Origin of the sequence: Paenirhizobium selenitireducens ATCC BAA-1503 (genome assembly GCF_000518785.1) — a bacterium.
In the GTDB taxonomy this organism is placed as follows: domain Bacteria; phylum Pseudomonadota; class Alphaproteobacteria; order Rhizobiales; family Rhizobiaceae; genus Allorhizobium; species Allorhizobium selenitireducens.
On the sequence record NZ_JAEG01000007.1, the window covers coordinates 88,445 to 102,277 of the forward strand.

At 66.4% G+C, this 13,833-nt stretch carries 12 protein-coding genes; 9 read left to right on the forward strand and 3 right to left on the reverse strand.

Features of this window, described 5'->3' with window-relative positions:
* Positions 1 to 66: 66 nt before the first annotated feature.
* The 3 genes from L867_RS0110155 to L867_RS0110165 are packed head-to-tail and all read left to right on the forward strand — an operon-like array spanning position 67 to position 3,628.
* Positions 67 to 2,151, forward strand: coding sequence for a pseudouridine synthase (locus L867_RS0110155; protein ID WP_028736779.1), 2,085 nt, complete (start codon positions 67 to 69; stop codon positions 2,149 to 2,151).
* 6 nt (positions 2,152 to 2,157) lie between these two features.
* A complete protein-coding gene (gene rsmD / locus L867_RS0110160) occupies positions 2,158 to 2,718 on the forward strand; it encodes a 16S rRNA (guanine(966)-N(2))-methyltransferase RsmD (RefSeq protein WP_028736780.1) in 561 nt (186 codons plus the stop codon).
* A gap of 25 nt (positions 2,719 to 2,743) precedes the next feature.
* Entirely contained in the window at positions 2,744 to 3,628 is an 885-nt protein-coding gene (locus L867_RS0110165; RefSeq protein ID WP_037173078.1) for a patatin-like phospholipase family protein, read from the forward strand.
* A gap of 8 nt (positions 3,629 to 3,636) precedes the next feature.
* Here L867_RS0110165 and L867_RS0110170 read toward each other — a convergent pair whose 3' ends face one another.
* Positions 3,637 to 5,448 carry a monovalent cation:proton antiporter-2 (CPA2) family protein gene (locus L867_RS0110170; RefSeq protein WP_028736782.1) on the reverse strand — a complete coding sequence of 604 codons (1,812 nt, stop codon included), beginning with the start codon at positions 5,446 to 5,448 and terminating at the stop codon, positions 3,637 to 3,639.
* A gap of 108 nt (positions 5,449 to 5,556) precedes the next feature.
* Between L867_RS0110170 and L867_RS0110175 the strand changes: the two genes are divergently transcribed.
* From L867_RS0110175 to lpxK, 6 genes are all read left to right on the forward strand, one after another.
* On the forward strand, positions 5,557 to 6,903 hold the full coding sequence (locus tag L867_RS0110175) for a TldD/PmbA family protein (protein WP_028736783.1): 1,347 nt from the start codon (positions 5,557 to 5,559) through the stop codon (positions 6,901 to 6,903).
* A 39-nt stretch (positions 6,904 to 6,942) separates the two neighbouring features.
* Positions 6,943 to 7,752 (forward strand): 3'(2'),5'-bisphosphate nucleotidase CysQ, encoded by an 810-nt coding sequence (locus tag L867_RS0110180; RefSeq protein WP_028736784.1) that lies wholly within the window; start codon positions 6,943 to 6,945, stop codon positions 7,750 to 7,752.
* Positions 7,753 to 7,813: 61 nt separating this feature from the next.
* Positions 7,814 to 8,062 (forward strand): DUF4170 domain-containing protein, encoded by a 249-nt coding sequence (locus L867_RS0110185; RefSeq protein WP_028736785.1) that lies wholly within the window; start codon positions 7,814 to 7,816, stop codon positions 8,060 to 8,062.
* A gap of 151 nt (positions 8,063 to 8,213) precedes the next feature.
* Positions 8,214 to 9,539, forward strand: a complete 1,326-nt coding sequence (gene waaA / locus L867_RS0110190; RefSeq protein WP_104368056.1) for a lipid IV(A) 3-deoxy-D-manno-octulosonic acid transferase — start codon at positions 8,214 to 8,216, stop codon at positions 9,537 to 9,539.
* Positions 9,540 to 9,564: 25 nt separating this feature from the next.
* A complete protein-coding gene (locus tag L867_RS0110195) occupies positions 9,565 to 10,272 on the forward strand; it encodes an HAD family hydrolase (protein ID WP_028736787.1) in 708 nt (235 codons plus the stop codon).
* Between the two features lie 112 nt (positions 10,273 to 10,384).
* Entirely contained in the window at positions 10,385 to 11,422 is a 1,038-nt protein-coding gene (gene lpxK, locus L867_RS0110200) for a tetraacyldisaccharide 4'-kinase (RefSeq protein WP_028736788.1), read from the forward strand.
* A gap of 16 nt (positions 11,423 to 11,438) precedes the next feature.
* Here the strand turns inward: lpxK and L867_RS0110205 are convergent, their stop codons facing one another.
* Together L867_RS0110205 and mutL are read right to left on the reverse strand one after the other, a co-directional pair.
* Positions 11,439 to 11,666 (reverse strand): DUF2093 domain-containing protein, encoded by a 228-nt coding sequence (locus L867_RS0110205; RefSeq protein WP_028736789.1) that lies wholly within the window; start codon positions 11,664 to 11,666, stop codon positions 11,439 to 11,441.
* Between the two features lie 75 nt (positions 11,667 to 11,741).
* Positions 11,742 to 13,565 (reverse strand): DNA mismatch repair endonuclease MutL, encoded by a 1,824-nt coding sequence (mutL, locus tag L867_RS0110210; RefSeq protein WP_028736790.1) that lies wholly within the window; start codon positions 13,563 to 13,565, stop codon positions 11,742 to 11,744.
* Positions 13,566 to 13,833: the final 268 nt, after the last annotated feature.

The following is a 13,833-nucleotide window of genomic DNA, read 5'->3' on the forward strand; positions in this document are numbered from 1 at the left end:
ACAACTTTCCTCTTAACCAAGGCGCCCTGACCTGCTAGGACAGCCCAAACCACAGGCAAACAGCAAATGACATTCAAAGACAAGTCCAGGCGCCCCGGACCGAAAACGTCCGAACGCGGCGGCAAGCCGCTCACCCGTAAGCCGAGCACGGCATCCGACAAGCCCGCGCCCAAGGCAGCCAAGGCGCAGGCCTCGGTCGATGCCGAAGACGGCGTCAAGCCGGAGCGCATTTCCAAGCTGCTCGCACGCGCCGGCGTCGCCTCGCGTCGAGACATCGAGCGCATGGTCATGGAAGGCCGCGTCACCCTGAACGGCAAGGTCCTCGACACGCCGGTCGTCAACGCGACCTTCGCCGATACGATCGAGGTCGACGGCCAGCCGATCCGCGGCATCGAGCGCACGCGCCTCTGGCTCTATCACAAGCCGGCCGGCCTGGTGACCACCAATGCCGATCCGGAAGGCCGCTCGACGGTCTTCGAAAACCTGCCGGAAGACCTGCCGCGCGTCATGTCCATCGGCCGCCTCGACATCAACACCGAGGGCCTGTTGCTGCTGACCAATGACGGCGGGCTTGCCCGCGTCCTGGAGCTGCCGACCACCGGCTGGCTGCGCCGCTACCGCGTGCGCGCCTATGGCGAGATCGACCAGCCGGCGCTCGACAAGCTGAAGGAAGGCATTGCCGTGGACGGCGTGCTCTACGGCGCGATCGATGCCACGCTCGACCGCAAGCAGGGCCACAATGTCTGGATCACCATGGGTCTTCGCGAAGGCAAGAACCGTGAGATCAAGAACGTGCTCGGCGCGCTCGGCCTCGAGGTCAACCGCCTGATCCGCATTTCCTACGGCCCGTTCCAGCTCGGCGACTTGCCCGAGGGCAAGGTGGTCGAGGTGCGCGGCCGCATGCTGCGCGACCAGCTCGGCCCCCGCCTGATCGAGGAGGCCAAGGCCAATTTCGATGCGCCGATCTTCGATCACGGCGGTGCCGATGAGGAAGAGGAGGCCGCTCCCGCCAAGGCGCGGCCGGCAAAGTCCGAATGGGCCCGCGAGGAAAAGCCACGCGGCGAGGGCCGGCGTGAGGGCAAGCCCGAAGACCGCCGTGAACAGGCGCTCGGCCGTCTCGACACGCGCCGCGACGAACCGCGCGGCAAGCCGCAGGGCAAGCGCGCCGGCGACGACCGCGGCAAGGGTGACTTCGGCGACAAGCGCGGCTTCGGCCCGCGTGCCGATCGCAGCGACAGCCGCGGCGATTTCGCCGACAAGCCGCGCCGCACGCCGGGTTCGTCCCGCACCGCCAATGTCTGGATGGCGCCTGGTGCCCGTCCTGTTTCCGAAAAGAAGGCCGGCGAGGCTGCTGCCGCCGAAAAGCGTCCGCCCCGCGCCCGTCCCGATGGCTCGGTCGACAAGCGCTACGGCCGCAACAAGGACGGCAAGCCGACCAAGTCGCTCAATCGTTTCGATCCTGACCGCAAGGGTAAGTCCGACTACGGCCGTCCCGATCCGGGTCCGCGCGTGCTGGTCAGCCGTACCCGCGACGAAGAGGGCGAATGGATCCGCTCCGAGGAGCCCGCGCGCGGCAAGGACGACGCGGGTTTTGGCGGAAAGCGCGATTTTGGCGGCCGTCCCGATCGTGGCGACCGTTCCGAGCGTCCGGCGCGCACCGGTGATCGTCCCCGCAGCGACCGCCCGCGTGGCGATGGCCCCCGCGAGGGCCGGCCCTATGAGGCACGCGCGCGTGACGACCGCCCGCGCGGCGACAGACCCTTTGGCGACAAGCCGCGTGGTCCCCGCAGCAATGACGACCGTCCCCGCGGCGATCGGCCGTTCGGCGACAAGCCGCGTGGCCCTCGCAGCGCCGACAGCCGTCCGGCTGGCGACCGCCCCTATGGTGACAAGCCCCGCGCACCGCGCAGTGCCGACAGCCGCCCGGCGGGCGACCGTCCCTTCGGCGACAAGCCGCGGGGCCCCCGCAGCGACAGCCGTCCGGCCGGCGACCGTCCGTTCGGTGACAAGCCGAGGGGCAGCAAGCCATTCGGTGGCAAGCCCGGCGGAAAGCCCGGTGGTCCGAAGCCGTTCTCCGGCAAGCCGCGCGGCGATCGTCCGGGCGGCGGCAAGCCCGCCGGTGGCCGTGGCCCCGCCAAGGGCAAGAGGTAAGGCGCGGTGCGGATCGTCGGCGGTGAGTTTCGCGGCCGTGTCCTGGCGGCGCCGAAATCCAATGCGATCCGGCCCACCACGGACCGGACGCGCGAGAGCCTGTTCAACATTCTCGCGCACGCCCATCCGGGCGTGCTCGACGCAACCCGGGTCCTCGATCTTTTCGCCGGCACCGGCGCTGTCGGCATAGAGGCCCTGTCGCGCGGCGCCAAGTCCGCCCTGTTCGTGGAGAACAGCGTCGAGGGCCGCAGCCTGCTGTGGGAGAACATCGACGCGCTCGGCCTGCATGGCCGTGCCCGCATCCTGCGCCGCGACGCGACTGATCTCGGCCCCGCCTCCAACATCGAGCCGTTCCATCTGGTTTTCGCCGACCCGCCCTATGGCAAGGGGCTCGGCGAAAAGGCGCTTTTCGCCGCCCATGCCGGCGGCTGGCTGGCGCCGGGCGGCATCGCCATTCTCGAGGAGCGGGCAGACGCCGAGGTCATCGTCGATCCCGTGTTCAAATTCATCGAGGAACGCAGTTTCGGCGACACGAAAATGTACTTCTTTTCCTATAGGCCAGCCTGACACGTCACCCGGGGAAAAGTTCGCCATGCAAGAAGAGAATGCTCTGACCGTCGCCGTACCGCCCGTGCGGGCGGCAGGCGGGCCGTCGATCGGACTGGCGCTCGGCGCCGGCGGGGCGCGGGGCTTCGCGCAGATCCCGGTCATCGAAGCATTCGACGAACTGGGCCTCAAGCCGGCAGTGATCGTTGGTTCCTCCATGGGCGCCATCCTGGGCGCCGGCATGGCGGCGGGCATGACGGGCCGGGAAATCCGCGACTACACGGTGGAAACCATCGGCCACCGCGCCACGGTGGTCAGCCGGCTGTGGGGTCTGGGACCCTCGACCATGCGCGACGCGCTGGGGGGCTTCAAGCTCGGCCAGTTCAACCTGGAGCGCATTCTCAAGGCGTTTCTTCCCAAGGAAATCCCGGGCGACTTCGTCGAGCTGAAGATCCCGTTCAAGGCGATTGCCACGGACTATTACGGGCAGTGCGAGGTGGTCTGCGACAGCGGCGACCTCTACGAGGCGCTCGCGGCCTCGGCCGCCATTCCGGCGCTGTTCATGCCGATTCACCGCGACGGGCGGCTGATGGTCGACGGCGGCATCTTCAATCCCGTGCCCTATGACCACCTGAGCGGTCTCGCGGACATCATCGTCGGCGTCGACGTCATCGGCGGGCCGGACACGGCGGGCAGCTTCGTGCCGAACCGGATCGACAGCCTGCTCGGCGCGACCCAACTGCTCATGCAGTCGAATGTCGCGCTGAAGATGAAACTCTGCCAGCCGGACATCTACCTGCGGCCCGAGGTCAACGCCTTTCGCGTGCTCGATCTCCTGAAGGCCCGCCAGATCATCGAGGTCAACGAGGTGATCAAGGATCAGTTCAAGCGCGATCTCGAAGCGCGGATCGAGGATTTCAACCGCCGCTGACGTTTGGCTCAGGCGGCGTGGTCGTCGGGCGCGACCGTCTCGGCCTCCGGCAGTCGCGCCGCACGCTTCGGCTTGACCAGCGGCTCCGGCCGGACCGGACGGTTGTGCAGCATGTGGCGACCCGCCTGCAATCCCTCGGTGGCCTGGATCTTCAGCCGCTCCTCGTCGCGGCGGCGAATGTCCTCGCCGATCGCATAGGCCTCATCCTCGCTGACGCCGAGCGCCTCGATCGCGCGCCGGCCGAAAAGCAGGCCCGATTCCAGCGTCTCGCGCAGCTCGTATTCGACATCCTGCTTTCTGAGCCAGATGCTGTGTACCCGGTCATAGGCGCGCACAAACAGCCGCGCTTCGGGATATTCGGCGCGGATCATCTCGACGATCCGGTCGGTGATCTCGCGTTTCTGGGTGCAGACCGCGACGATCTTTGCCCGTTCGATGCCGGCGGCGCGAAGCACGTCGAGCCGCGTGCCGTCGCCGAAATAGATGCGGAAGCCGAAGGCTGCGGCCTGGCGGATACGGTCTGCCGAATCGTCGATGATCGTCACGTCCCGGCCGCTGGCGAGTAGGATCTGCGCCGAGATCTGGGCGAAGCGCGAAAAGCCGATGATCAGAACGTCGGACCCGGCGCCCTCGAAGTCCTCCTCCATCTCTTCACGCTCCGTCTCGCTGGTGAGGCGGCGGGTAATCAGCGAGCCGAACGGCATCAGCGCCATGGAGAGCGTGACGATGGCAATCAGCAGCGACGAGGTGCTGGCACTGATCAGCCCACCGACGGCAGCGGTGGTGAAGAGCACGAAGCCGAACTCGCCGCCCTGCGGCAGGAGCAGCGCGATGCGGATTGCGTCGGCGGGGCCGGAGCCGGTCATCCGGCAGAGCCCGTAGAGCACGGCGGCCTTGATCGCCATCAGCGCGGGCACGGCGATCAGCACGAGGGCCAGATTGCCCCAGATGACGTCGAGCTGCATCGACAGCCCGACGGCCATGAAGAACAGCGCCAGCAGCAGGCCGCGGAACGGTTCGATATCGGCCTCGAGTTCATGCCGGTAGGACGATTCCGCCAGCATCACGCCCGAAAGGAAGGCGCCCATGGCCATCGACAGCCCGGCCGCCTGCATCAGCATGGCCGACCCCATGACGACGAACAGGGCGGCGGCGATCATCACCTCGCGGGCGCCGGTGCGGGCGATGACCTGGAACAGCGGCGTCAGCAGGAAACGCCCGGCCACGACCGTCGCTATGATTGCGCCGATCGAGACGGCGATGTCGACGAGCGCGGACTGTCCGTCGCCACCGCTATCGCCGTCGAGGATCGAGACCATGGCGAGCAATGGCACGATGGCGATGTCCTGCAGCAGCAGGATCGAGAAGGCGCGCTGGCCGTGCCGGCTGTTCACCTCGCCATTGTCGTTGAGTATCTGCAGCGCAAAGGCGGTCGAGGAAAGGGCAAGTCCGAAGCCGGCCACCATCGCGCCGCGCCAGTCCGCAAGCCCGGTCACGACGCAGGCCGCGGTCAGCGCGAGGCCCGTCAGCACGACCTGCGCCGTGCCGAGCCCGAATATGTCGTGGCGCATGTGCCAGAGGCGCGTCGGTTTGAGTTCGAGCCCGATGATGAACAGCAGGAAGACTACGCCCAGTTCCGCCACGGAGAGGATATCCTCCGTGCCGGTAATCAGATGGGCGATCGGGCCGATCATCACGCCGGCGGCCAGATAGCCGAGCACGGTGCCCAGTCCGAGCTTGCGGAAGACCGGGGCCGCGACGATGGCGCCGCCCAGCAACAGCAGCGTTTCCGCGAAAAGCGCCTCGGCTCCGGTCGACAATCGCATGCTCTCCTGTGTTTGTGATCGCTATAGGGCCGGTGAATCGCCGCGGACCCTTGATGCCTTTCGTAATGCACAATAAATGGAGCGGGAATGAAAGGCCAAATCATGTCCAGCCAGATCGATTCCGCCAGCCTCCTCTCCCGTGCCGAGGAACTTGTCGCGCTTGCCCTCAAAGCCGGCGCCGACAGTGCCGACGCCGTGGTCGTGCGCTCCCGCTCCACCTCGGTGAGCGTCCGCCTCGGCAAGGTCGAGCAGACGGACGCCTCGGAAGGCGACGATTTCTCGCTCCGGGTCTTCATCGGCAAGCAGGTTGCCAGCGTCTCGGCCAATCCCGGCTTCGACCTCAAGGTGCTGGCCGAACGCGCCGTCGCCATGGCGAGGGTCTCGCCGGAAGATCCCTATGCGGGCCTTGCCGACGCGGCCGATCTTGCCCACACGATGATCGATCTCGACCTGTTCGACCCGACTGAAGTGTCGAGCGACATGCTGCGCGAGGCGGCCCTTTCGATGGAAGCCGCAGCTCTTGGCGTAGAGGGTGTCAGCAATTCGGCCGGGGCAGGTGCCTCCGCCGGCATGGGCGGCATGGTGCTGGTCACCTCGCACGGCTTTTCCGGCAGCTACATGGCCTCCCGCTTCAGCCGTTCGGTCGGCGTGATCGCCGGCGAGGGCACGCGCATGGAGCGCGACCATGACTTCGACAGCCGCCTGTATTTCCGCGAACTCGATACGCCGGAGGCAATCGGCCGTCGCGCAGGCGAGCGCGTGGTGAAACGGATCAACCCGCGCCAGGTGCCGACGGATAAAGACGTGACCGTGGTGTTCGACCCGCGCGTCGCGCGCGGTTTCGTCGGTCACATCGCCGGTGCCATCAACGGCGCCTCGGTTGCCCGCAAGACCTCCTTCCTGCGCGACCGCATGGGCGAGCAGGTGCTGAAAGCCGGACTGAACATCACCGACGATCCGCTGAAGGTGCGCGGCTCGGCCTCGCGTCCGTTCGACGGCGAGGGCGTGCGCGGCGAGAAACTGACGATGATCGAGGACGGCGTGCTCAAGCACTGGTTCCTCTCCTCTTCGGCAGCCCGCGAACTCGGGCTGCACACCAACGGCCGAGGCGCGCGTGGAGGAACCTCCGTTTCTCCGACTTCGACCAACCTCGCGCTCGAGCCCGGGACGATCTCGCCCGAGGATCTGATCCGCCAGGTCGGCAACGGTTTCTACGTGACCGAACTGATCGGCCAGGGCGTCGACATGATCACCGGTGAGTACAGCCGCGGCGCCACCGGCTTCTGGATCGAGAACGGCGAGCTCACCTATGCGGTTTCCGAGGTGACGATCGCCTCGAACCTCAAGGACATGTTCATGCGCGTCACACCGGCAAGCGACATCGACCGCAAGTTCGGTGTCGCCGCTCCGACGCTCGCCATCGAGGGCATGACCCTTGCCGGACGCTGAATGTCGGACGAACGAAGCGGCGGGCCGAAAGAGGCGGATATGACGGGCAAGACGACTTTTGATTGGCAGGCGGATATGACACTGATCGTCACCGCTGCGCGCGAAGCGGGCGCGGTGGCGCTCAGCTATTTCGGTCAGTCGCCGGAAGTGTGGTGGAAGAACGAGGGCCATTCGCCGGTCAGCGCCGCCGACTATGCGGCCAACCGCTGCCTTGAGGAGAAACTGCGCAAGGCCCGCCCGCGCTATGGCTGGCTGTCGGAGGAAACCGACGACGACCCGGCGCGGCTCGCCTGCAAAACGCTGTTCGTGGTCGATCCGATCGACGGCACGCGCGCCTTCATCAATGGCCGCAAGACCTGGTGCGTCAGCGTCGCGGTCGTGCATCAGGGCAGGCCGGTCGCCGGCGTGCTGGTCGCGCCCGCGCTCGATGAGGAATTTGCGGCCTGCTTCGGCGGGCCTGCTTTGAAGAACGGCCAGCCGATCACGGTTGCGCCGCACCGGCCGGACGAGCGCCTGCGCGTCGCCACCCCGCAGGACATCGTCTCTGCCTTCGACGCCGAGATCCGCGCGCGTATCGAGCGGGTCGAGCATATCCCGTCGCTCGCCTATCGCCTGGCCATGGTCGCCGAAGGTCGGATCGACGCCACCCTGGTCAAGCGCAATTCGCATGACTGGGATCTCGCCGCCGCCGACCTCATCCTCGAGCGTGCCGGCGGGCGGCTTGTCGATCTTGCCGGCGAACCGCTGTGCTACAACCGTGCCGACGTGAGCCACGGCGAGCTTTGCGCCGCCACCGACGCCGAACTGCCTGACCTCTTGAAACATCTCCTGCTTCTGCCGCGCGGTTGACCTTTTCTGCGAAATCGAGCAGAGGAAGGAGGGAGAAAATCCGAATGGAAAGAAACCGAAAATGACGGAATCCAGCGATAACAAGCAGCTTCTTCACCTCGTCTTCGGCGGCGAATTGTCGAGCCTGGAAGACGTTCAGTTCCGCGACCTCAATGCACTCGACATCGTCGGCATGTTCCCCGACTACGCGAGCGCCCTCGCAGCCTGGAAGGCCAAGGCCCAGCAGACCGTCGACAACGCCCATATGCGGTATTTCATCGTGCATATGCATCGCCTGCTTACCCCAGGTGGCAAAACGATCGAGAGCTGAGGACTTTTTTCGGTAACGGCCTGTGGAAGAGGTCCCGGGTCGTTGCCGCATGTCACTTTTAAAACGTAGTTTTGAAGCATCAGAGTTTTTGCGTAGCCACCCCCGGAAAGGGCGAAATGGCGTTCATGGTGAACAGAAACGGTTCCGAACAATGGCGCTGAGCGACGGTCTGGCATCGTTGGTCATTGCCGCCTACGGCTGGGCGGGCATTGCTGCCTATCCGCTGACGGGGCCGCTCTTGGCCTTGCGCGCGGCCAAGGGCAAGGAAGACCGCACCCGCCGCCTCGAGCGCTTCGGTTACCCGGCCATCGACCGGCCGTCCGGTCCACTGGTGTGGATGCATGCCGCCAGCGTCGGCGAGACGCTCGCCATCGTGCCCTTGATGCGGGAACTGCGCCGCCGCGATATCAATGTCCTGCTCACCACCGGTACCGTCACCTCCGCCGAGCTAGCCCGCTTCCGGCTGGACGGCGAGATCCTGCACCAATACGTGCCGCTCGACGTGAAACCGGCGGTGCGGCGCTTCCTCAGCTACTGGCAGCCGGATGTCGCGATCTCGGTGGAATCCGAGATCTGGCCGACCACGCTGATGGAACTTCACAAGCGGCATATTCCGCAAATCCTGGTCAACGCGCGCATCTCCGATCGCTCCTTTGCCCGCTGGCGTCGACATTCGTCCATTGCTGAGGCGCTGTTCTCGCGCCTCGCGCTGGTAATCGCCCAGTCTGACCTTGATGCGGAGCGGTTCCGCGATCTCGGCGCCTGGCCGGTCAACGTCTCCGGCAACATCAAGGTCGACGGCGATGCGCCCCCTTGCGACGACGCGGTCCTGGAGCGCTATCGCCAGCAGATCGGCGATCGCAAGACCTGGGCCGCCATCTCGACTTTCGATGGCGAAGAGAAGATCGCCACCATGGTGCACCGGGCGCTCAAGGCGCATACCGGTCTCTTGTCGATCGTCGTGCCGCGCCACCCGGAACGCGCCGACGAGATCGAGGCGATGATGGTGGAAAGAGGCATGAAGGTCGCGCGGCGCACCCGCGACGATGTTGTCACGCCGGACGTCGACGTGCTGCTCGGCGACACGATCGGCGAAATGGGCCTCTATCTCCGCCTGACCGAGATCGCCTTCGTCGGCCGCTCGCTGACCGGCGAGGGTGGGCAGAACCCGCTGGAGCCGGCCATGCTGGGCTGCGCGGTGCTCGCAGGCCCCAAGGTCGGAAATTTCCGCGAGAGTTACCAGCGGCTGGTGCGCAGCGGCAGCGCCCGCATCGTGCGCGACGCCGAAATGCTGGCCAAGGCCGTGCATTTCCTGATGACCAACGACCTCGCCCGCCACAAGATGATCGATGCCGGCATGGAGAGCATGCAGGAAATGCGCGGTGCGCTGATGGCCACGGTCAAGGGCCTGGAGCCCTACATCAATCCGCTGACCGTCAAGGCCAAGCTTGAGCCGCGCGCGGCGCGCCGCGGCTGAAAATCGTTTCCAGGGGGAGTGGTTCATGTCTGTGCCATCGCAGATTGCCGGCATTCTGTTCGACAAGGACGGCACGCTGCTCGATTTCGACGCGAGCTGGGAGCCGGTGAACCGTCAGGTGTCGCTGGTCGCCGCCGCCGGTGATGCGGAACTGGCCGACCGGCTGCTTGTCGCCTGCGGCATGGACCCGGTTTCGGGCCATATCGTGCCGGACAGCCTGCTCGCCGCCGGCAATACGCGCGAAATCGCCGAGGGACTGATTGCCGCCGGTGCCCCCTTTGATCCGGAAACGCTCGTTCCCCTGATCGACGATCTCTTCGCCGGTGCGGCGGAGATGTCGGTGCCGGTGACCGAACTCCAGCCGCTCTTTGCGCGCCTGCGTCAACGGGGCCTCAGGTTAGGCATCGCTTCGAGCGACAACGAACGGTCGATCCGCGTGACCGTGCGGCGTTTCGGCATCGACGACTATGTCGACTTCGTCGCCGGCTATGACAGCGGCCACGGCGCCAAGCCGGGTCCGGGCATGGTGCTGGGTTTCTGCGCCGAGACGGGGCTCGCGCCGCATCAGGTGGCGGTCGTCGGCGACAGCAATCACGACCTGCACATGGGCCACAACGCCGGCGCCGGCCTCAAGGTCGCGGTCCTGTCGGGCACCGGCTCGCGCCAGTCGCTCGAAGAAGCCTGCGATATCATTCTCAACGACATCACCGAGCTCGAAGCCGTCCTGGGTTGAGCGGTCCGTCCCGCAATGGGACAGCCGACTTGACGAATGCCCGGCTCTTCGGCTCTCTGTTCGTCACGCGAGATTGCGGGGCAGGACCCGCGGCAATAGGGAAGACTGCTCAATGGTATCGGAAGCGCCGCCGTTCTGGTGGTTGAAGGCCGACTGGCGCGCCTGGAGTCTGGCGCCCTTGTCCTTCCTCTACGGTAAGGTCGCGGGCTACCGCATGGGCCGCAAGCGGCGCCACGCACCTCCCGTCCCGGTTATCTGCGTCGGCAATTTCACCGTGGGCGGCGCCGGAAAGACCCCGACCGCGCTGATGATCGCGCGTGCCGCCAAGGCCAAGGGAATGAAGCCCGGCTTCCTCAGCCGTGGTTATGGCGGTTCGCTGGATGTCACCACGGTGGTCGATCCCGAGCATCATCGCGCCGTCGATGTCGGCGACGAGCCGCTGCTGCTGGCCCGCGAGGCGCTGACCGTCATTTCAAGGCGCCGCGTCGCCGGTGCCGAGCGCCTGGTCAAGGAGGGCGTGGACCTCATCATCATGGATGACGGCTTCCAGAGTGCCCGCCTCATGGTCGATTTCGCCCTCGTCGTCGTCGACACCCAGCGCGGCATCGGCAATGGCCACATCGTTCCCGGCGGCCCGGTGCGTGCGCCGATCGCCGTGCAGATGCGCCAGCTCGATGCCATCCTCAAGGTCGGTGACGGCAACGCCGCCGATCGGCTGGTGCGGCAGGCGGCAAGGGCCGGCAAGCAGGTCCTGGTGGCCACGCTCAGGCCGCGCGGTGATTCAGGCCTGTCCGGGAGCCGCGTGCTCGCCTTTGCCGGCATCGCCGATCCGGGAAAATTCTACCGCACGCTGGAGACGATCGGCGCGGAGGTCGTCGAGACGCGCGATTTCCCCGATCACCATCACCTGAGCGACGACGAGATCGATGACCTGATTGCCCATGCCAAAGCCGGCGGCCTGACCCTTGCGACCACCGCCAAGGACATGGTTCGGCTGATCGGCGGCCATGGCCGCTCGGAGGAACTGCTCGGCCGAGTCAGCGTCGTCGATGTGGAGATGGCGTTCGATGATCCCCATGCCCCGGGGCTCGTCATCGATCGGGCCGTGGAGGCCTGTCGGACGCGGCGGCTGAAGAAGTCCGCGCCCTGAAGGGCAATTTGCGCAATCAGCGCTTCTGGTTGGGAAGGGCGCCGGCGCGCTTTTCGGCTTCCAGCGAGGCCGTGGCGTCGACATAGGGCTCCTGCCGCGCAACGCTCCAGTATTTCAGCTCGTCGATCATGATCGGCTGGCCGGTGATCGCACAGGTCACGTAGGAGCCAGGCGACAGGATCTGGAAGTCCGCGTCGAGGTAACGGATCTTGGCTTCCCGGCTTCCACCTTCGAAACGGTTCATGCGGCTCGGTCTCCTGCGAGTAACAAAACTGCCATAACGCGCCATCGTCGCGATTTCCAGCCTTTTCAGTGGGTGTCAGCTTCGGCCGAACAGGCGTTCGATGTCGGAGAGCTTCAATTCGACATAGGTCGGCCGGCCGTGATTGCACTGACCGGAGCCCGGCGTCTCCTCCATCTGGCGCAGCAGCGCGTTCATTTCCTCGACCCTCAGCTGGCGCCCCGAGCGCACCGATCCGTGGCACGCCATGGTGGCGGCGACATGCTCCAGCTTCGCCGAAAGCCCCTGTGCCGTGTCCCATTCGGCAATCTCGTCGGCGAGTTCGCGCACCAGTCCCGGAACGTCCATCTCGCCCAGCATGGCCGGTGTCTCGCGAACCGCGATCGCGCCTGGTCCGAACCGCTCGATGGCAAGCCCCAGCTGCTCCAGCGCCTCCGCATGCACCATCAGGCGGTCGCAGTCCTCCTCGGGCATGTCGACGATCTCCGGGATGAGCAGGCCCTGCGACGGCAGGCGGCGACCGGAAAGCGCCTTGCGCATCTGCTCGAACACCAGCCGCTCATGGGCGGCATGCTGGTCGACGATGACGAGCCCATCCCTGGTCTGCGACACGATGTAGTTGGCATGGACCTGCGCGCGGGCCGCCCCGAGCGGGAAGGAGGCTGGCTCCTGCACGGTGGTCTCGCGCGGTGCGAAGCTTTCGGCGCGGGCGGTCGGCATTTCGGTCTCGCCGAAGGCCGCCTGCGCCGTTTCGGCGAAACCCCTTGCCGAAGCGGCGGGGGCGGCAGGGCTTTCGAACGGCCGATAGGGCGAGGATTGGAAACTCCAGTTGCCGCCGGGGGCGGGGGAGGGCGTCGGGCGAAAGCCGGGCCGGAAGGCGCGCAGCATGCCGCCGGCCCCGGTGGTCGAGGCGCGGTCGCCCTCGCGCTTCAGCGCCTCGCGAATGGCCCCGACGATCAGCCCGCGCACCAGGCCCGGATCGCGGAAGCGCACATCCGATTTCGCCGGATGCACGTTGACGTCGACCAGGGCCGGATCGAGCGTCAGCGACAGCACCGCGACCGGGTAGCGCCCTTGCGGCATGGTCTCGGCATAGGCGCCGCGGATCGCCGAGAGGATCTGCTTGTCCTGCACCGGGCGGCCGTTGACGAAGGCGTATTGATGGGCGGAGTTGCCGCGATGGAAGGTCGGCAGGCCGGCAAAGCCGCCGAGATGCACGTCCTCGCGCTCGGCATCCAGCGCGATCGCATTGTCGCGGAAGTCGGTGCCGAGCACCTGGGCGATGCGCGCCAGATGGTCGTCGCCGGTCGCCGGCAGTTCCAGCGTCGAGCGGTCGCTGCCCGACAGCACGAAGCGGATCGCCGGGAAGGCGATCGCCATGCGCTTCACCACCTCGGTGATTGCGGCTGCTTCCGCCTTCTCGGTCTTGAGGAACTTCAGCCGGGCGGGCGTGGCGAAGAACAGGTCGCGCACCTCGACCGTCGTGCCGGGGTTGGCAGCGGCCGGCCTGACGGGCGAGACCTTTCCGCCGGCCACGACGATCTCCGCTCCTTCCGGGCTGCCGGCCCTTCGGCTGGCAATGCTGAGCTTTGCGACCGAGCCGATCGACGGCAATGCCTCGCCGCGAAAGCCGAGCGTGCGGATGTCGAACAGCGTGTCGCTGATCTTCGAGGTACAGTGGCGGCGGATGGCCAGTTCGAGATCTTCCGCTTCCATGCCGGAGCCGTTGTCGGCGACCCGGAGCAAGCTTTTGCCGCCGCCGGCGGTGGCGATCTCGATACGCGTGGCACCCGCGTCGATGGCGTTCTCGATCAATTCCTTGGCGGCGCTGGCCGGCCGTTCGATGACCTCGCCGGCGGCGATCTGGTTGACGAGCGTTTCGGAGAGCTGCTTGATGTTCATCTTTTCATTTTCGTGGATTCGTCGCTCCGAGGGAAGCGGGAAGTGCGCCGGTTGCGCGAATGCGGTACAACTTGCACTGGATATTAAGCTCGCCTTAAGCTTAGCCCGATAGTTTCATCGCAGACTTGAAATGTTTTCCCGGCAAAGCTGGCCTGCCAGCAGGGGGAAAGACGGTGCCGAAGCGTCTTTCATTCCGCCCCTTTCGTCGAATCAAGGTTTTTCCTTCGGCATGTCCAGTTGCGTTGAGAAATACGAGTGATTTTCGGCT